The organism is Alteromonas sp. 07-89-2 (assembly GCF_013113925.1).
GTDB classification, from domain to species: domain Bacteria; phylum Pseudomonadota; class Gammaproteobacteria; order Enterobacterales; family Alteromonadaceae; genus Alteromonas; species Alteromonas macleodii.
Genome location: NZ_VTYM01000006.1, coordinates 126728 through 146271, shown reverse-complemented (window position 1 = coordinate 146271; position 19544 = coordinate 126728). Strand labels below are relative to the sequence as shown.

At 44.8% G+C, this 19544-nt stretch carries 18 protein-coding genes; 7 read left to right on the top strand and 11 right to left on the bottom strand.

Annotated features, from left to right (window positions below):
* Positions 1 to 153 precede the first annotated feature (153 nt).
* Positions 154 to 1065, bottom strand: a complete 912-nt coding sequence (locus F0261_RS06550) for a UDP-N-acetylglucosamine 2-epimerase (RefSeq protein WP_171337517.1) — start codon at positions 1063 to 1065, stop codon at positions 154 to 156.
* Positions 1066 to 1409: 344 nt separating this feature from the next.
* On the opposite strand from F0261_RS06550, the gene F0261_RS06545 reads away from it, so the two are divergent.
* Complete coding sequence (locus F0261_RS06545; RefSeq protein ID WP_156077638.1) at positions 1410 to 1952, top strand: gamma carbonic anhydrase family protein; 543 nt, start codon at positions 1410 to 1412, stop codon at positions 1950 to 1952.
* On the opposite strand, the gene aroE is transcribed toward F0261_RS06545, so the two are convergent.
* Entirely contained in the window at positions 1949 to 2788 is an 840-nt protein-coding gene (gene aroE / locus F0261_RS06540) for a shikimate dehydrogenase (protein ID WP_171337512.1), read from the bottom strand. The genes F0261_RS06545 and aroE overlap by 4 nt on opposite strands.
* On the opposite strand from aroE, the gene F0261_RS06535 reads away from it, so the two are divergent.
* A complete protein-coding gene (locus F0261_RS06535; protein ID WP_014947737.1) occupies positions 2787 to 3218 on the top strand; it encodes a group II truncated hemoglobin in 432 nt (143 codons plus the stop codon). The genes aroE and F0261_RS06535 overlap by 2 nt on opposite strands.
* Positions 3219 to 3342: 124 nt before the next feature.
* On the opposite strand, the gene F0261_RS06530 is transcribed toward F0261_RS06535, so the two are convergent.
* From F0261_RS06530 to F0261_RS06500, 7 genes are all read right to left on the bottom strand, one after another.
* A complete protein-coding gene (locus F0261_RS06530) occupies positions 3343 to 4023 on the bottom strand; it encodes an OmpW family outer membrane protein (protein WP_171337511.1) in 681 nt (226 codons plus the stop codon).
* Between the two features lie 234 nt (positions 4024 to 4257).
* Positions 4258 to 5190 (bottom strand): oxygen-dependent coproporphyrinogen oxidase, encoded by a 933-nt coding sequence (hemF, locus tag F0261_RS06525; RefSeq protein WP_052247444.1) that lies wholly within the window; start codon positions 5188 to 5190, stop codon positions 4258 to 4260.
* Positions 5187 to 5792: a Sua5/YciO/YrdC/YwlC family protein gene (locus tag F0261_RS06520; RefSeq protein ID WP_014975257.1), complete on the bottom strand. Its 606-nt coding sequence runs from the start codon at positions 5790 to 5792 to the stop codon at positions 5187 to 5189. The genes hemF and F0261_RS06520 overlap by 4 nt, the downstream gene beginning before the upstream one ends.
* 44 nt (positions 5793 to 5836) lie before the next feature.
* The gene (locus tag F0261_RS06515) at positions 5837 to 6379 is read right to left on the bottom strand and encodes a type I DNA topoisomerase (RefSeq protein ID WP_014975256.1); all 543 of its coding nucleotides are present in this window, start codon (positions 6377 to 6379) and stop codon (positions 5837 to 5839) included.
* 85 nt (positions 6380 to 6464) lie between these two features.
* Positions 6465 to 6941, bottom strand: a complete 477-nt coding sequence (locus F0261_RS06510) for a DUF494 family protein (protein WP_014947732.1) — start codon at positions 6939 to 6941, stop codon at positions 6465 to 6467.
* Position 6942: 1 nt separating this feature from the next.
* On the bottom strand, positions 6943 to 8052 hold the full coding sequence (gene dprA, locus F0261_RS06505) for a DNA-processing protein DprA (RefSeq protein WP_171337510.1): 1110 nt from the start codon (positions 8050 to 8052) through the stop codon (positions 6943 to 6945).
* 39 nt (positions 8053 to 8091) lie between these two features.
* Complete coding sequence (locus F0261_RS06500; RefSeq protein WP_232306499.1) at positions 8092 to 9174, bottom strand: LysM peptidoglycan-binding domain-containing protein; 1083 nt, start codon at positions 9172 to 9174, stop codon at positions 8092 to 8094.
* Positions 9175 to 9381: 207 nt separating this feature from the next.
* On the opposite strand from F0261_RS06500, the gene def reads away from it, so the two are divergent.
* The 4 genes from def (at position 9382) to trkA (ending at position 13616) form a co-directional block, all read left to right on the top strand.
* A complete protein-coding gene (gene def / locus F0261_RS06495) occupies positions 9382 to 9891 on the top strand; it encodes a peptide deformylase (RefSeq protein WP_014977863.1) in 510 nt (169 codons plus the stop codon).
* An 8-nt stretch (positions 9892 to 9899) separates the two neighbouring features.
* Positions 9900 to 10850 (top strand): methionyl-tRNA formyltransferase, encoded by a 951-nt coding sequence (fmt, locus tag F0261_RS06490; RefSeq protein ID WP_171337509.1) that lies wholly within the window; start codon positions 9900 to 9902, stop codon positions 10848 to 10850.
* Between the two features lie 2 nt (positions 10851 to 10852).
* Positions 10853 to 12172: a 16S rRNA (cytosine(967)-C(5))-methyltransferase RsmB gene (gene rsmB / locus F0261_RS06485; RefSeq protein WP_014977861.1), complete on the top strand. Its 1320-nt coding sequence runs from the start codon at positions 10853 to 10855 to the stop codon at positions 12170 to 12172.
* 64 nt (positions 12173 to 12236) lie between these two features.
* Positions 12237 to 13616 (top strand): Trk system potassium transporter TrkA, encoded by a 1380-nt coding sequence (gene trkA, locus F0261_RS06480; RefSeq protein WP_014947726.1) that lies wholly within the window; start codon positions 12237 to 12239, stop codon positions 13614 to 13616.
* A gap of 130 nt (positions 13617 to 13746) precedes the next feature.
* Here trkA and F0261_RS06475 read toward each other — a convergent pair whose 3' ends face one another.
* Together F0261_RS06475 and elbB are read right to left on the bottom strand one after the other, a co-directional pair.
* The gene (locus tag F0261_RS06475) at positions 13747 to 15198 is read right to left on the bottom strand and encodes a TrkH family potassium uptake protein (RefSeq protein ID WP_014977860.1); all 1452 of its coding nucleotides are present in this window, start codon (positions 15196 to 15198) and stop codon (positions 13747 to 13749) included.
* A 266-nt stretch (positions 15199 to 15464) separates the two neighbouring features.
* On the bottom strand, positions 15465 to 16118 hold the full coding sequence (gene elbB, locus F0261_RS06470; RefSeq protein WP_014977859.1) for an isoprenoid biosynthesis glyoxalase ElbB: 654 nt from the start codon (positions 16116 to 16118) through the stop codon (positions 15465 to 15467).
* Positions 16119 to 16539: 421 nt separating this feature from the next.
* Here elbB and polA point away from each other — a divergent pair, with 421 nt between their 5' ends.
* The gene (polA, locus tag F0261_RS06465; protein ID WP_014977858.1) at positions 16540 to 19332 is read left to right on the top strand and encodes a DNA polymerase I; all 2793 of its coding nucleotides are present in this window, start codon (positions 16540 to 16542) and stop codon (positions 19330 to 19332) included.
* Positions 19333 to 19544 lie beyond the last annotated feature (212 nt).

The window sequence follows — 19544 nt, the reverse complement described above, 5'->3', positions numbered from 1 at the left end:
TACTGGCCTATAAAGGTAGTAGAGACTTACTTCAGGAGGCTTGCTGTTTTGCTTTTCCCCCGAAGCGGATGCGCATTTTAGGGAAATGAGCGCTCACGTCAACACTTATTTTAAAAAAAGTGTCATATTCGTTTTGAACGCTCAAAATACCAACTATTTCCAGTATTTCAGCTTATTCCTTAACCTGAACTTGCGCCAAAGGTTAAGCGGCTTAGCTTTTATCTTACCTTTATAGTTACTATTAAAGTCATCGACTGCATCTAAAATACGTTCGCAATTACGTCCATCTCTATAGGCTTCATGATAATGGGCAAAGTCGTTAACCTCTTTCATTAATGATGCTGGTCGCGTTAATGCTGTTTCAATGGCGTTTTCTACTTCGCTTACTTCTGTGACATTAAGTAAATGTTGTCCAGGGTTTGTATTGCGATAAGTGACAACAGGTTTGTTCATCATCATAAACTCTAAAATTATAGAGCTGCTGTCACACAACATGACATCTGATTGCTGAAAGTCTTCAAGACGAACATTATCGACAAAGGTAACGTTACTATTTTCGTCTGCCAGCGCACGATATCTATTTAATAGTGCTTGATCGTTGAGTTTGGGATGAAATGTTAAACGCCAATTCCATTTCTTTTCTTTCACTAACTTACTTATTGTGTCGACAAGTACAGGAGCAGAGGTAATGCCTTTAGAAAAAGTGGTGGCGTAGAGAATAGTGGGAACATCGTTTTCCTTCTTATATGAAGAAAAGTAGTCATCCACTTTCGCCCAACCTGTTTGATACACTTTAAAAAACTGATGCTTTTCTTCAAGCTGCTTAAAATACTCTGTGCTACTTGGCCCCTGAGTACAGTACATATCAAACCACCCGCGAATAGAGAAGTGATCATCTGTAGCGCTACTCTTCTCCCCTCGCTTGCCAATCGGATAACCGTGAAAGACTGATACCTTTATACCTGGCAAAAAGTGATAGATGATATTTCCACACGCAAATATGGCTAAGGGGTTGTATTCAACAACATCATTAATAGTGTGAAGGCGAATTTCATCAGGCTTCAATAGATCGGCACATTCTCCTTCCAAAAACCACGCGACTTCGTCACCTCTAGCCCTAATGGCCTCTTGTAGTGGTCTATAAATAGGATACGCATAGGAAAGGGCAGTGAAAAATACATAGCGCTTGGGCATTACAATGTCTCGATAAATTCTATTAGCAAGCTACATTATCATTTTTCTCCTTGTGATTTACTACCCTCCTCTTCGCGTGTTGCAACGTATGGATAGTTACCTGTTGCTTAAAGCATTACAGGTAGGCTCTGTAACCACCCTACTAGTACCAAGTCATCTGTATTGCTGTTAGAGTTTGCGTAATTCACTTTCTGCGCAATATATATGAGTGTGTAATGCATAAATCGATTGATAGTTTTAAAGGTGTTTCTCCTACATTAGGAAAGAATGTCTATGTTGATGGCTCGGCAAGAATCGTCGGTGATGTAGTTTTAGAAGATGATGCGAGTATTTGGCCGCTGGTTGCTGCTCGTGGCGACGTGAACAAAATTCGTATTGGTGCCCGTTCTAATATTCAAGATGGCAGTGTTTTACACGTTACCCGTAAATCTGAGAAAACCCCCAACGGCTTCCCACTTATTATTGGTGAGGACGTTACCGTTGGGCATAAGTGTATGCTACACGGCTGCCAGTTGGGTAATCGAATTCTCGTTGGCATGGGCGCTATTGTAATGGATGGTGTTGTTGTTGAAGACGATGTGTTTATTGGTGCAGGTACATTAGTACCGCCGAACAAAAGATTAGAAAGCGGATTTCTTTACGTTGGGAACCCCATGCAAAAGAAAAGACCGCTCAACGACGCCGAAATGGCATTCCTGAAACAGTCTGCCGTTAACTATGTTGTATTGAAAGATGAGTACCTAGAAGAAGCGAACTAGTTTCGCTTCTCATCTTGCTCAACGATAGCCCTGACACGTTTTACAATATCTGAAGTATCGGGGCGCTTTTGTGTCCATATGTAGAAAGCTTCAGCCGCTTGCTCAACCAGCATCCCTAATCCATCTATTTGCGCTTTGACACCAAGTTCGGCCGCATCTCTCATAAAGCGCGTGGGTGAGTTTTTATAAACCATGTCGTACACCACTTCACAGTTTTGTAAAACACCATCATTTAAGCGGCACGGCAATTCATTGCTCAAACTGGCGGCTGTTGAATTAATAATAATATGAGGCGCAACATCTGCGATATCTTCAAGCGCAGCCACCTGCACTTTAGCGCTTGAAGCGGCACTTGCCACTTCCTCTGCTTTCGCTTTGGTTCTATTGGTGATGGTTAAAGAGGCGGCCCCTGCTTTTAATAACGGGGAGATTACGCCACGGGCTGCGCCGCCGGCACCAATAAGCAACACGCGCTTACCCTTAATTTCCACACCGCTGTTAAGCAAGTCGTTTACCAGCCCTACACCATCAGTGTTGAATCCCCATATTTCATCGCTGTCACCATTCATTAGCGTATTAACAGCTTGTGCATCTTTGGCTGCTTGGTCATCTACCTTTGCCAAGTTGAATGCATCAAGCTTAAAAGGCATGGTGACGTTACAACCTACCGCGCCTTCCTGAGCTAAAAACGCGTTGGCGGCATCTACAAAACCGTCTACTGGCGCAAGTACCTTTTCATAAGAAATCTTTTCTCCCACTTGTTCAGCAAACATTTGATGGATAGTTGGTGATAAACTCTGTGCAATAGGATTTCCGAATACAGCGAATTTTTTCATGGGAATACGAGACTTATTTAATATAAAGAAGAAAAGCGATAATCGTGCTTCGCAGAGTACACCATATGAACGTATAGGTGGAGAGGAGAAAGTACGGGAATTAGCAAATACGTTTTACGACATAATGGAAACCGATCCACTCGCCAATGAACTGCTAGCTATTCACCCCCAGCCGTTAGACAGAATTCGCCACGTGTTCTTTCTATATTTAAGTTTATGGCTTGGTGGTCCTGATGATTATCAGCAGCAGTATGGCCACCCGCGTCTGCGTGCACGCCATCTACCTTATACCGTAACACCGGAGTTAAAAGCTCAGTGGATGTATTGCATGCGAAAAGCCATGTTTAAAACGGTTGAAGATATCGCCTTAGCTCAACAGTTGATAGACGCACTTGATCAACTTGCCAATCACATGGTGAATACAAAATAAAAAAGCGCGTTGAAAGGATTAACCTTTTAACGCGCAACTCCCCTGTTACTGTCTACGCTCTTTATGGCGCATAGAGTAGTGCAATTGTGAAAGCCTAATAGTTAATAAGGCGTGGAACTAATAATTAGAATGTGTAACCCACCGATAAGGTATACACCCAAGGATCTATTTCAATATCACTTACCTTTCCAGCAGCATCACCCACTTTGAAGGTTGCTTCGGTATCTATATCAATGAATCGAACCGATGCATTAACATGCCATTTGGTATCAATTTGGTAATCCATTCCCACCTGTGCTGACAAGCCAAATGAATTATCAAGCGATAGGTCGCTTAAGCCAGCTGTTTCATTCGCACCTGTAAACTCTTCATCAAAGATAAAGGTATAGTTGATACCTGCACCAATGTATGGCTGAAACGCAGAGCTGGCATCATTAAAATAGTAGTTTGCGGTAAGCGTAGGAGGAAGATGCGTGACTTCACCAAGCTGATTACCCGTCCCTAACGGATCAGCAACAGAAAAATTAACGTCGTGCTTAAAGGGCGTTGCGGCAAGCAGCTCGATATTAATATTGTTAGTAATAAAGTACGCTACATTTAAACCTAGCTGAGTATCGTTATCGATATTAAGAGCCACGCCAAGATCAGTTCCACCCGCGACGATGTTAGACGTCGATTCGTCAGGAGCAACGGTGGTAAGACCGCCACGAACAATCCAGTCGCCCTGCTGGTGAGCGCTAGCTAAAGGTGAGAGTGCAGCAAGTGTAAGGCAAAGTGCAGATGCAGATAAAAAGTGTTTGCGCATGATGTGTCTCTTTTGTGTTTAACTAAGATGGCGCTACTTTACGCCTGTGGTTAAGAGAAACATTGATCCAGCGCAAGTTTGATAACTCACGGAAACACAGATGATATTCCACCTTGATGTAGATCAAAAAAAACGCCGCATTAACGTTAATACGGCGTTTTTTAGTCATTAAAGATGAAAGCTGCTATTGGCGGTCCGCGTAAGGATTTAAGCGGAGCCTTATTTAACAAATAATCACCAATCAGTAGGTTTTAACCAGTCTGTCAGCTTGGCTTCGGCGCTACCCGGTGCAGGTGTATAACAATACTCCCAGCGCGCGAGCGGCGGCATCGACATTAGAATTGATTCAGTACGCCCGCCGGTTTGCAGTCCAAATAAAGTGCCTCGATCGAATACAAGGTTAAACTCAACGTAACGGCCCCGGCGGTAAAGTTGGAAATCACGCTCTCTTTCGCCGAAATCGGTTTGCTTACGACGTTCAACAATAGGAACGTAAGCATCGATGAAGCCATTACCAACAGCCTGCATATATGCAAATGACTGTTCAAAGCCCCATTCATTCAGGTCGTCGAAGAATAAACCGCCCACTCCGCGAGTTTCATTGCGATGCTTTAAGTAAAAGTAGTCGTCGCACCACTTTTTGTACTTAGGGTAAACATCATCGCCAAACGGCTTACATAATTTTTTAGCAGTATCATGCCAGTGTAAAACGTCATCTTTAAACGGATAAAATGGCGTCAAGTCGAAGCCGCCGCCAAACCACCAGATAGGTGCTTCGCCCTCTTTTTCTGCAATGAAAAAGCGAACATTAGCATGTGACGTTGGGATATAAGGGTTATGTGGATGAATAACGAGTGATACACCCATTGCTTGAAAGTTTCTTCCCGCAAGCTCAGGCCGATTAGCCGTTGCTGAAGCCGGCATTTGACTGCCAAACACATGAGAAAAGTTAACGCCGCCTTGTTCAATCACCGCACCATTTTTTAGTACTCGAGAACGGCCACCGCCACCTTCTTCTCGCTGCCAGCTGTCTTCAACAAACTGGCCCTTACCATCGGCAAGTTCAAGGGTTTGGCAAATGGTGTCTTGCAGCCCTAGTAAATAGCTTTTTACTTGTTCTATTACTTCAGCGGCATTTTTACCGTCCAGTAATTCTGCTGATGTCATGCTCTTATTACCTCTGCTGTGTCACCATCGCGAATGGTACTGGGTTTAGTTGCACCGCCTACTTCCCCTTCGACATAGAAAACGGAATCAGCGAATACGGCTTTTGCTTCTTCAGTGGTGATGGCTGGCGGTTGGCCGGTCAGGTTAGCGCTTGTAGAAACTAACGGTTTACCTAACTTGTTGCACAATTCCACTACTACAGGGTGATTAGTTACGCGCACCGCTATTTTACTATGCTTGCCGGTTAACCAAACTGGCGCAGATGACGACTTAGGTAATAGCCAAGTATTAGGGCCTGGCCAGCTCGAAAAAATATCGGTGCGTCTGTCAGGGCGAATGGCGTTGTCGTTAACATAAGGCAGTAGCTGACTGTAGTTTGCTGCAATCAATATCACGCCCTTTTCTACCGGTCGCTGTTTTATCTCTAAAAGCGCATTTACAGCGGCTTCATTGTCGGGGTCACATCCGATGCCCATTACCGCTTCGGTTGGATAAACGATTAAACTGCCAGCTTGGAATGCGGCAACAACAGGGTCTACTTCAGGTGAGTTAGCCTCAACGGGGGTAAACGTGTTTACGTTCCCATTTTGGATATCAGACATGGTTTTAATCTCTACGTATAGTTCTTCTTTAGTTGTTCGTATAATTACTTTTTAAAGCCACAACTAGGCTGAGGACACTGTAACTGTCCCTTTTTGTCTATCAATACTCCCCAACCGCAGTCTGGGCAGCTTTCATTAACCGGCGTGAAATTTAGCACATATCGACATTGTGGATAATGGTTGCACGCAAAAAACTGTTTGCCATATTTGTTAGTACGCGAGATTAGATGCCCTTTCTTACACTTTGGACAATCCACCAAAGTATCTTCTTTTTCTTTAATGGGCTCTATGTGATGGCATGAAGGAAAATTGGTACAGCCGATAAACATGCCAAACCGCCCTTTCTTTATGGCTAAGTCGGATGCGCATTCAGGGCAGGCTACACCGTCTAAGGTTTTCAGTATGGTGGTTTGTTTATCGTGAAGTGGCTTACTAAAGCTACATTCCGGATAGCCCGTACACCCAATAAAAGGGCCGGATTTACTGTTCTTTATATGAAGAGGTTTACCGCACTCGGGGCAATCTCCGAAATTATCATCGAGAGCATGCTCGTGCGCTGAAAAGAGTGAATGGTCTATTTTAGACATGTATTGGACGTTAAGGCCTTAAACACGCTGCAATTTCACAGCGCATTTTTAAGTAAAGATTCAAATACCAGTGACTACAACTGCATTAATGCAGAACACCATCTGGCTCTTCGAACAAAAGATCTTCCATTTGTGCGTAGGCTTTCTCTTTGCCAGGTACGTTGAATAGTACCATTAGCACAACCCACTTCAGGTCTTCCAAGCAAAATTCATTGGAATCAATTTCCATAACGCGATCTATAACCATTTCGCGTGTGGAGGCATCCAACACATTAACCTGTTCTAAGAACATAAGAAAACCGCGACATTCCACATCTAAACGCATTTGTTCTTCATGCGTGTAAATACGGCTTAAGCTAGTGCTAATACCTTTGCAAAAGTACGGTTTGATGTCCGTCTCTTGCAGTGCCGCTAACTTTTCTAACCATGCGAGGGCTTTATAAATCTCATCGTGATGAAATCCTGCGCGCACAAGCTCTTCCGTTAACTCGTCTTGGTCAACACGAATTTCCGTTTCACTGTGAATGAAGTTTTCAAACAGATACATGAGGATATCGAACATATTATTTTCCCCTCAATTTAACGTAACCACCAGGGACAGCGGCCACTAAACCACGCAACTCATATTCTAATAATGATGCCATTGCTTGCGATACAGATAAGGCATTGCGCTGGGCTATGACATCAATAGCGGTGATGTCATAATCCACACTAGCTAATAATTTATCGGTTGCCAAGCTATTCGCTGTACTTTTTTCGTTTTGCTCGTCAACATTCAAGCCTAGTTGTTCCGGCTGAACGCCAACTTCATCTAGAATATCGCTTATATTTGTTACTAATTTGGCGCCCTGTTGGATTAACCAGTGGCAACCTTCAGCGTAAACGTTAGCGATATTGCCTGGCACAGCGAATACTTCTCGCCCCATATCTGCGGCCAAATTCGCAGTTATCAAGGTGCCACTCTTAATTTTTGCCTCTACCACTAAGGTTCCAAGGGATAACGCTGCGATAATTCGATTTCGCCTTGGAAAATGCCAAGGCTTAGGTCCCTGCCCCGGAAAAAACTCTGTAACGGTGACACCTCCGTCATTGTTGATAGCTTCATAGAGCTTACTATTTTTAGCCGGATATACCTTTTCAGGTCCCGTACCCATTACAGCAATGGTTCCGGTGCTACCAGACAGGGCGCCTTGGTGTGCGGCGCTATCAATGCCCATGGCAAGGCCGCTCGTCACTACAACTCCGCTACTAGATAACCCATAAGCAATGTCGGTTGCGGTACGCTTACCCTGAAGGCTGGCCCTTCTGCTTCCCACTATAGCAATCTGTGGTTTTTGAAATAGCGCTTTGTTTCCCGTGGCAAATAGCGCGAGGGGCGGACTATCCAATTGCTTAAGTAATTCTGGATAGTGAGGCGATGACAACGGCACGATGTGTCTATTGTCGCTCGCTTGCAGCCAGTTTATTGCTGCATCAATAAGAGGCGGTGAAATGTTGTTGGTGAGTTGTTTAACCTCGTTAGGCAGCGAAGACGTGTTGCTGCCTAAATCGACAGTAGAAAGTTGATATTTTTCGAGAGCCTGTAGCCATAGTTTAGGTGAAACACGCTGAGCGGAAGCCAGCGCTATCCATGCTAATGCTTCGCTGTCTAACTGAGAAGATTGTGGTGCCATTATCGCTCCTAATGCGAGCGACAATGAACCATGCAACGTTTAAGGCTTGGCGACAATGAAGCCGCGCTTTATCCCCTTATTCGCTCGCGTAATTAATCCGTAACTTGCCGCATCAAATGTTTTAAACACAACAACTTCACCTACTTTAAGCGCGGGTTGCGATACTGTATCGATAAACCACTCACCACCAGTGTTAGCGCCGGGTTCATCTACATAGCGTGGACTTTCTTCGTCAATAATGGCTGGACCTTGTGAGTAGAGCCCCAGGACCGTACCTGGCGCTACTTCCATACTGCCTAAATCAAGAATGACAACGTCGTATTTGCCAAGTAAATCGTGATCATGCAAATCTCCAACTATTGCGCCTCGCTGCGAAGTAGCCGGAACAAGTTCAAAGCCTTCAGGATGTTCAAATCCACCCGCCATTAACTTATCACCGCGCTTAGCTTCTTGGTTCGCATCGTCGATGAAAAGCAACATCGTGTTGCTACCTTCATCTTTTTCCACTAGTGAAGCTGTTGAAACATGGGTAACTTGAATACCAAGGATTTCCCCATCAAGATTTCTAATCGTAGCGTGCTTTCTTACTACTCGGTACTGATCGTCGGTACTGAATTGTTGCTGGCTTAACACAAAATCATCAGACGCAAACCTTACGTTTCCATCCTGATTACCCAGCAATTTAGGTAGCGAAGCATAGCTTTCCTCGTCTAGCAGCATATGTTGTCTAATGAATGGAGAAATAGATGTCCACGACAACACATCAACAGGCTTCGGTTTTACTCGCTTATCGGTAGCCGGAGAAAGCTTATAGGAAGGTTTGTCGCGCTTTACACTTAATACAGGCTGCCCATCAACATACCCAACGACGATAACATCGCCCGGGTAAATAAGGTGTGGATTGTCGATTTGGGTGTTGGTTCGCCATAATTCAGGCCAGAGCCAAGGCTCGTTGAGAAAGACGTTAGCGATTGCCCATAGCGTGTCTCCACGCTTTACTGTGTAGGTTTCTGGCGCGCTCTCTTTTAGCTGCAGCGCAAAGGTAGGCAAAGAAAGCAGTGCACCTAAGATAAACAATGCTGCACGACGCGCGTAAATCAATCGCTTTTTCAAATTAACCACCTGCAAATTATTCACTGTCACTTATTGTTGATTTTTCAGACAATAGCACTATATCGGCATAACTAGGTATTCTAATAGGGTTTCGGTAAAAAACTGCACGAAACAGCCCGATATACGTTAGAATAGTAACTTAATAAGCACTGTAAAGTGTGCTGGCAATTAGATCGTATATGAATTTATACAGCGAAAAGGTGAAGTAAGCGAGAAATGGCAATTTTAGACGTATTAAGTTTTCCTGATGAACGTCTTCGCACGGTAGCTAAGCCGGTTGAAGAGGTTAACGACGAAATTAAACAATTGGTATCGGACATGTTCGAAACCATGAAAGACGAGAACGGTATTGGCCTTGCTGCAACGCAAGTTAACCGCCACGTTCAAGTTGTTGTAATGGACGTATCGGAAGATCAAAACGAGCCACGCGTATTTATTAACCCTGAAATCATTCGTAAAGATGGCTCCACGATTAGCGAAGAAGGCTGTTTATCAGTGCCGGGTAATTACGCGAAAGTTGAGCGCGCCGAAGCAATTACCGTAAAAGCGCTAGATCAGAATGGCGAAAGCTTTGAGTTGGATGCAGAAGGTTTGTTAGCGATTTGTATTCAGCACGAGCTGGATCATCTAAAAGGCAAATTGTTTATTGATTACCTTTCACCGCTTAAGCGCCAACGTATTCGTAAAAAGCTTGAGAAAGAAGCGCGTCTTGCTGCAAAAGCCTAAGGAATAACGTGACAACTCCATTGAAAGTGATTTTTGCCGGTACTCCGGATTTTGCAGCTAAACATCTATCAGCGTTACTCGAGAGCGAGCACGAAGTCATTGCTGTTTACACTCAGCCTGATAGACCCGCAGGGCGAGGTAAAAAGCTTACCGCCAGTCCGGTTAAAGTATTAGCAGAAGAAAACGCCATTCCAGTTTACCAGCCTCAGTCGCTTAAAGCTCAAGACGCTCAGGAAGAATTAGCCTCGCTCAATGCCGATTTAATGGTAGTTGTTGCTTATGGACTGATACTGCCTACCTCGGTGTTAAATGCACCTAAGCTAGGGTGCATTAACGTGCACGGCTCTATTCTGCCCAAGTGGCGAGGCGCGGCACCAATACAGCGTTCAATCTGGGCGGGTGACGCTGAGACCGGCGTAACCATAATGCAAATGGACGAAGGTTTAGATACGGGTGACATGCTTCACATAGCAACATTACCTATTACCTCTGAAGATACCAGCGCCACCTTATATGAAAAGCTAGCAGAGTTAGGACCACAAGCGTTGGTTGATGTCGTTAATGAATTTGATCGTTACACGCCCACCAAACAAGACGACTCTCAAGCGACCTACGCGAAAAAGCTATCAAAAGAAGAAGCCCTGATTAATTGGGCAGACGATGCTGAGCAAATAGAGCGAAATATCCGCGCCTTCAACCCTTGGCCTGTAGCGTGGATGCAGGTCGAAGATCAGAACGTTAAAGTATGGTCTGCCAGCGTTGTTCCTTTAAATAAAGGTGCCACGCCAGGTACGGTAATCAGTGCCAATAAAGAGGGCATTACTATCGCTACGGGACGCGATGCGCTTTGCATTACATCCCTTCAAATTCCTGGCAAAAAGGCGCTTCCAGCGTCAGACGTTATCAATGCTCGCCAAACGTGGTTTGAAGTGGGCCGTTGTCTGACACAAGCGGACTAAACGTGAAACCATTACCCCTTCCCAAACAAAAAAACCTGCGTGCAGATTGTGCGTGGGTCATCTATCAAATTTTAGAGCAAGGCAAGTCATCGCGTGAGTGCTTAGAACGCGTTCAGCGCAGACACAACGCCAAAGATAACGCATGGATTCAAGAGATGTCACTAGGGGTAATGCGTCGCCTTCCCCTTTTACAGCACTGGCTGCGCTCTTTGTTAGATAGGCCTCTAAAAGGCAACAAGAAAGTCATAGAACATCTTATTCTTCTTGGTTTGTACCAGCTTAATTTTTCCCGCGTTAGCAACCACGCAGCCGTTGGCGAAACCGTCGCCGCAGCATCTTATTTAAATGCCGCAGGGTTAAAAGGGTTAGTTAATGCGGTACTGCGTAATTTTCAGCGAGAGAACCTTGCAGACAAACCTGTAGACGACGCAATCATAAACAGCGGCTTGCCAAAGTGGTTGTTTAAGGCAATAGAGAACGCCTATGGTGACGACGCCGAGCAGGTTCGTAACGAAACGAATGCCATGGCCCCCATTTGGCTTCGTGTAAATAAGTTGCAAACATCGTTGGCAGCATTTACTCAGGCGTTAGATAAAGCAGGGGTTGAATATACCCTTAGCGCAGACCATGCTGATGCCGTAATTCTGACTAAGCGAGAAGACATTACTGCCCTGCCTGGTTTTGAAAAAGGTCACTTTGCGGTACAAGATGGGGCAGCGCAATTAGCTGCGCATTACCTAGAGCCTCAAGCGAACGAACGCATTCTAGACTGTTGCGCCGCACCAGGCGGAAAAACAGGGCACATTGTTGAGTCTGCACCTGATACACAGTACGTATTAGCGCTTGATGCTGATGCTACACGCCTAAAACGGGTAGAAGAAAACATGACTCGCCTTAAGCACACTGTCGATATCAAGCAAGGTGATGCAGCTAATCCTGATACCTGGTGGGACGGAAAGCCCTTCGACAGAATATTACTGGATGCCCCCTGCTCTGCTACCGGCGTGATTCGACGTCACCCAGATATTCGCTGGCTTCGAAAAGCCAATGACATCGACAATTTAGCACAGCTTCAACGGCGCATATTAGAAACATTGTGGGGTCTATTAAAGCCAGGCGGCACGCTGCTTTATGCGACATGTTCTATTTTGCCAAAAGAGAACATCGCGCAAATACAGCAGTTTCTCGCCGACACTCCAGATGCCTCGTTATCGCCCATAGTGAAAACAGAAACCGTTGATAAACCCGGGCGCCAGATAACGCCAGGAGAGCAACAAATGGATGGTTTCTATTATGCGAGGCTGGTAAAGTCAGTAGACTGAGTTCAATAGTTGTGCAACGTCACTCAGTTAAGACTTGCACGAATATGAAGGCAAAATAATAACGATGAAGATCATCATTTTAGGGGCCGGCCAAGTAGGCGGAACACTTGCTGAAAACTTAGTGGGTGAGAATAACGAAATAACGGTTATTGACTCTGACCCCACTATATTACGCGCACTTCAAGATCGTCTTGATTTACAAGTAGTAACAGGCGTGGGATCACACCCTGACGTGTTGCGTAAGGCCGGTGCGGAAGATGCAGATATGCTGATTGCCGTAACCAATAGTGATGAAAGCAATATGTTGGCCTGTCAGGTGGCCTACAGCCTATTTAAAACCCCCACTAAAATCGCTCGCGTACGCTCTGAACAGTACATCATTTACCAAGAGCAGCTATATAAGCAGCAAGACATTCCCGTTGACCACATTATCGCTCCTGAGCAGTTGGTAACTAAGGCCATCAAACGTCTTATCGACTACCCGGGTGCACTTCAGGTGGTTGAGTTTGCTGAAGGCAAAGCCAGCCTTGTTGCGGTTAAAGCCTATTACGGTGGCTTACTGGTAGGCCACGCGTTATCTGCGCTTAAAGACCACATGCCTAACGTTGAAACTCGGGTTGCTGCCATTTACCGACGCGGCCGCCCTATTCGCCCGTTAGGTACCACGGTTATTGAGGCCGATGATGAAGTGTTCTTTATTGCCGCTACCAAGCACATTCGCGCAGTAATGAGTGAGCTTCAAAAGCTCGAATCAAGCTACAAACGAATTATGATAGCCGGTGGTGGCTTGATTGGTGCAGGCCTAGCGAAAAAGTTAGAGCACAATCATAACGTTAAGCTTATTGAATACAGCCCAGAAAGGGCCAAATATTTATCTGCGAACTTAGATAAAACCATTGTATTTAGCGGTGACGCGTCTGACCCTGAATTGCTAAGTGAAGAAAACATCGAGCAAGTTGACGCTTTCATAGCCGTTACCAACGACGATGAAGCGAATATCATGTCAGCCATGCTGGCAAAGCGTATGGGTGCACAAAAAGCCATGGTGCTTATCCAGCGAAGTGCTTATGTGGACTTGGTGCAAGGCGGTGAGATAGATATCGCGTTTTCACCTCAACAAGCCACTATCTCGGCGCTACTGACTCACGTGCGTCGCGGTGACATTGTAAACGTGTACTCATTACGACGAGGTGCTGCCGAGGCTATTGAAGCGATAGCACACGGTGATGAAAATACCTCGAAGGTGGTTGGCAAACAAATAGGCGATATTAAACTACCGCCAGGTACTACGATTGGGGCTATTGTTCGAGACGATCAGGTGATTATTGCTCACAGCGATACCAAGATTGAAGCAAACGACCATGTAATTTTGTTCTTGGTTGATAAGAAGTACATTAACGACGTGGAAAAGCTGTTCCAACCCAGCGCATTTTTCTTTGGCTAGCGCTTTTGCAAAGCTACATGAGTACGTGCAGTAATAAGCACCAGATATAAAAAGGGCGATGTTTATCGCCCTTGTTTTTTCTAAGCTTGTAATAAAGCTAACGGTTTACTCTTCCACTTTGCCTTTTCTGTTAACTGCGCCAGAACGTTGGTGAGAACAAGACCAGCAATGAGAAGACCTCTAGTCGCCCAAATACCATAGCAATCACAAGTATCCACTTTCCAGCATCTGTAACATCGGCATAGTTGGCCGCTACACTACCTAATCCTGGGCCCAAATTGTTTAGCATAGCTGCAGTGGCGGTGAAGGCGCTTAGGTTATCTAACCCTGTAGCAATGAGGCCTATCATAATTACCACAAATACTACTGCGTAAGCCGAAAAGAACCCCCATACAGCCTCTACGACTCTGTCAGGCATGGCACGGTCGCCAAATTTAACGCTGTATACCGCTTTCGGATGAATTAGCCTATCAACCTCACGTTTGCCTTGTAGAAACAGTAAGCACACGCGTACTACTTTTAAGCCCCCACCTGTGGAACTTGCGCACCCGCCGATAAAGCTTGAAAAAATAAGCATAATAGGGAGGAATGCCGGCCAGACTGAAAAATCAGTGGTTGCAAACCCTGCTGTGGTACTAATAGATACCGCTTGGATCATAGCTTGATCTAAAGCCTGCTCTGCCGAGCTATAGTAGCCTGATAGTGTAAGTACTAAGAAACAAATCCCGATAAGTGAGGCTTGAATGATAAAGAACGCCTTAAACTCTGGATCGTTAAAATAGCCTTTAACCGAACGAGAGCTCACCGCCGCATAGTGTAATGAGAAGTTTAACGCAGCAATAAGCAAAAACACGGAACACACCACGTTTACCATAGGACTATTAAAATAGCCTAAGCTGGCGTCGTGGTTCGAAAAACCACCAATAGCAACCGTTGAGAAAGAATGGCAAATCGCATCAAAAACATTCATTCCCGCAAGCCAGTATGCACCGGCACATGCAATGGTTATAGATAGGTAGATGTACCACAAATGCTTTGCCGTATCGGCAATACGCGGAGTCATTTTATTATCTTTAACTGGGCCAGGAGTTTCTGCCCGATAAAGCTGCATGCCACCGACTCCAAGGATAGGTAAAATGGCAACTGCGAGTACGATGATACCCATGCCGCCTAACCACTGAAGTTGTTGACGGTAAAACTGTACTGAATGAGGAAGAAAATCTATCCCCTCGATAACCGTAGCTCCAGTTGTAGTCAGGCCAGAAAATGACTCAAAGAAAGCATCGGTTACCGTCATGCTTGGTTGCTCTAGCAAGATAAGTGGAATTGCCCCCACGCTTGCTAGTACTGACCAAAACAGCGCAACAATCAGAAACCCTTCTCGTGCTCTTAAGTCATTTTTCTGCTGACGGTTGGGGTACCACAATGCCATACCGCCGATGACACAAAATATAAATGCGAGGATAAAAGGCAGGCCACTGCCATCTTGATAAATCAACGACACGATAGCGGGAGGGATCATGGTTACGCTAAAAAGCGCAATTAATAACCCAAGTATTCGTATGATGGCACGGTAGTGCATTGTTTGTTATGCCTTTATTTTTATAGTGCGCATAAGGACTACTGAGCCCTAGTTACAATGTGCTTTTTGATATGGTTTCAAAAAGCGAATCTATCTACGTGAAACAAGGTAGATGAAATCCTATACGTTACGCATAGGGTTTTGATTATAGGACTATAATGAACAGGGGGAAACCTTTGTCTCCCCACTACATTAGGCTAATTACACATAAAGGCACCTGATCTTTTCACTAGGAAAAAACCAACCACTTCTATTTTTTTAGTTTTCTATTTCATAGCAAGCACGGTTTTGACCATCTTAGTAATACTCGCATTGGCTTCACTAATGCTTTGCGCCAGCATATACGCAGGTGTAGTAACAAGCTTTGCGTCATTATCAACAACCACCTCATCAACTGGGCACTCTACATGCGTTGCTCCTAAGGCATTCAACCCACCAGCCGTGGCTTCGTCACTGCCAATGGTCAGTTTAGTTTTGTTGCCATACACTTTTGCTGCTAGCGCAGGTGCAATACACGCGTACGCTGCGGGCTTTTTAGCTTGTGCGAAGGCTTTGCACACTGTCAGCACCTCTTCGTTAAAGGTACAATTTTCACCGTCTACAGCAAACGTGCACAGGTTCTTCGCAGCGCCAAAGCCACCAGGTAGAATAAGTGTGTCAAAAGCAGTTACGTCGCACTCAGTCACAGGTTTTATATCACCTCGGGCAATACGGGCCGATTCTACTAACACATTTCGTGCTTCACCTTCTGATACCTCACCGGTTAAGTGATTGACTACATGCAGTTGGTTTACATCTGGAGCAAAACACTGGTAAGACGCGCCTTCTTGCTCAATGGCTAAAAGTGTCAATACCGCTTCGTGTAACTCAGCCCCGTCAAACACACCACTACCACTTAAAATAACGGCTACTTGTTTCATATTGTCCTCCTAGACGCTATGCCATCTACTTATTCAAAATTTGGCTATTAAACACACAACTGTTCAAAAAAAGTTCTTAATAATACGTGTATACATTGTTAATGGTTATGCTACATTACTTGACCAACTTGGTTAAACCAAAAATAAACGTACACCAAGTTATCCACATAAAATGGAATGGTAAGTAGCAGGTACGCTGTTTTCACACCTAAGTCTCATTCCCTTATTTTTCTTGATTTGAAAGGTGATCTTTAACTTGACAAAGATCATCCGGATCATTGTGCCCAAAATTTTAGATCACAAAGTTATCCACAGGCGAAATGCGATCCGCTATCGACCTTAATGTTCCTTCATGATATGGCGATTTGCCCTAGCCTGTGGCATCCTTGCGCTCATATTCTCTATTGGAAAATCGCCATCTATGCCTGATTCTAAAAAGCCTCCATTTATTCTTGTCGATGGATCGTCATATCTTTTTCGTGCCTTTCACGGTTTACCACCATTAACCAACTCAAAAGGCCAAGACACCGGTGCTATTTATGGTGTTGTGAACATGCTTAAAAGCTTGATCAAACAATACAACCCGACGCATATGGCGGTGATTTTTGATGCTAAAGGCAAGACCTTTCGCGATGACATCTATAAAGAGTACAAAGCGAACCGTCCTCCGATGCCGGATGAGCTAAGAAGCCAAATCGAACCGTTGCACGCCATCATTAAGGCAATGGGTTTACCTGTTATTGTTGAATCGGGTGTAGAAGCTGATGACGTGATTGGCACGTTAGCCAAACACGCCACAGAAAAAGGTATTGATACCCTTATCAGCACCGGCGATAAAGACATGGCGCAGCTAGTAAATGAACATGTCACCTTAATCAACACCATGACAAACCAACTGATGGATGTCGAAGGTGTAAATACGAAGTTTGGTATTCCACCGGAGCTTGTGATCGACTTCCTTGCGCTTAAGGGCGATAAAGTCGATAACATCCCAGGTGTACCTGGTGTAGGTGATAAAAGTGCTCAAGCCTTGTTAAACGGTATTGGCGGTATCGACGACATATATAAGAACCTGGATAAAATTGCAGATCTGTCGTTTAGAGGCAGTAAGTCGATGGCGGCTAAAATGCAGGAATACGAAGAGCAAGCTCGGCTTTCTTATACCCTAGCTACTATCAGTATCGATCTTGACCTTGACTACGACGTTGAGACGTTAATGCCGTGTCAGGCCGATAACGAACAACTTCGCGATCTGTTTGCCGAATACGAGTTCAAACGCTGGCACGCGGAAGTAAGCGCGCTTGTAGCCGGCGGAGATACCTCTAGTGCCGACGCAAACGCCAACGAGGAAAAGAGCGATAGCGCAGAAGAGAGCGAACAAAGTGAATCGGTAGAGATAGATAAGTCGAAGTATGAGACCGTGCTTGATGAGGCGCGTTTTAACGCTTGGGTAGCGAAGCTAGAAAAAGCCGAACTCATCGCTTTTGATACCGAGACAACCAGCCTTAACTACATGGATGCGGAGTTAGTTGGTGTTTCATTTTGTATAGAGGAAGGTGAAGCTGCTTATGTGCCTGTTGCTCACGATTATCCAGATGCACCCGCCCAGCTATCACGGGAATTTGTATTAGACGCACTAAAGCCTATTTTAGAATCGGACACCGTGATCAAAGTAGGCCAACACATAAAATACGACAAAAATGTGTTAGCGAACTATGACATTACCTTAAACGGCATTGGCTTTGACACCATGCTTGAGAGCTATGTACTAAACAGTACTGCGCAGCGCCATGATATGGACTCACTTGCCCTAGCCTACCTTGGTCATAAAACTATTCACTTTGAAGAGATTGCGGGTAAAGGCGCAAAACAGCTAACGTTTAATCAAATTAGCCTTGAAGAAGCTGGGCCTTATGCCGCAGAAGATGCTGACATTACGCTTCGCTTACACAACGCTATTTGGACTAAGTTGAAAGAAATTCCTGAGCTTAAAAATCTATTGATAGATGTTGAGGTTCCCCTAGCCTGCGTACTTTCTCGTATGGAACAGGAAGGTGTATTGATAGACAGCCAAAGACTGCGTCAGCAAAGCCAAGATCTTGCCACACGGATTGCCGAACTTGAAAGTGAAGTACATGAGGAAGCTGGCGAGCCATTCAACTTAGGTTCCACTAAGCAGCTTCAACATGTCTTGTTCGAAAAAATGTCGTTACCGATCATAAAGAAAACGCCTAAAGGAGCGCCGTCTACTTCTGAGGACGTATTGCAAGAACTTGCGCTTGAGTACCCGTTGCCGAAGAAGATCATGGAATACCGTGGCCTAACCAAGCTAAAGAATACCTACACGGATAAACTTCCTAAGATGATCAATCATCGTACGGGTCGAGTGCATACTTCTTATCACCAAGCAGTAACCGCCACGGGACGACTCTCTTCCACCGATCCTAACTTACAGAACATCCCTATCCGAAATGAGGAAGGTCGCCGCGTACGTCAGGCATTTGTACCAAGAGAAGGAAATAAGTTCGTCGCAGCCGACTACTCACAAATTGAGCTGCGCATTATGGCGCACCTTTCTGGCGATAAAGGTCTGTTAGATGCCTTTGCGCATGGTAAAGATATTCATAAAGCAACCGCAGCGGAAGTTTTTGGTGTGCCACTTGATGAAGTAACCACTGAACAGCGTCGCAGTGCAAAAGCGATTAACTTTGGCTTAATTTACGGTATGAGTGCCTTTGGATTGTCGAAGCAACTTAATATTCCACGTAATGAAGCACAAAAATATATGGATCTTTACTTCGAGCGCTACCCAGGCGTGCTTGAGTACATGGATTCAACACGTGAGAGCGCGAAAGAAAAAGGTTATGTAGAAACCGTATTTGGTCGCAGACTTTATTTGCCTGATATTAAAGCCAGTAATGGTGCACGTAGAAAAGGCGCAGAGCGCGCAGCGATAAACGCGCCTATGCAAGGCACAGCGGCAGACATTATTAAGATGGCAATGATCAAAGTTGATGACTGGATTAGGAAAAATGCATCTGATGATGTGACAATGATGATGCAGGTGCACGATGAATTGGTTTTTGAGATAAAAGAAGACAAAGTGGAAACCTATGTCTCTACTATTACTGCTCTTATGGAAAGCGCAGCTACGCTAAATGTTCCGCTGGTTGTTGAGGCAGGTGTGGGCGAAAACTGGGATGAAGCGCACTAGTTTGGTAATTAGATTACAGTTTTCACATTAAAAGGCGCGTTATATTCATTAAATTTGGTAATTTAATTACATAACACCCTTGCCTTTTCTGTGCTTTGTTGTAATATTACACATGTAGGGTACAGAGGTGAGAAAGCTGTTTTCAAACCTTTGCTTTAACCCCGACAGTTTTGTCGGGGTTTTTTTATATCTGCGGAAAATAAATAATATAA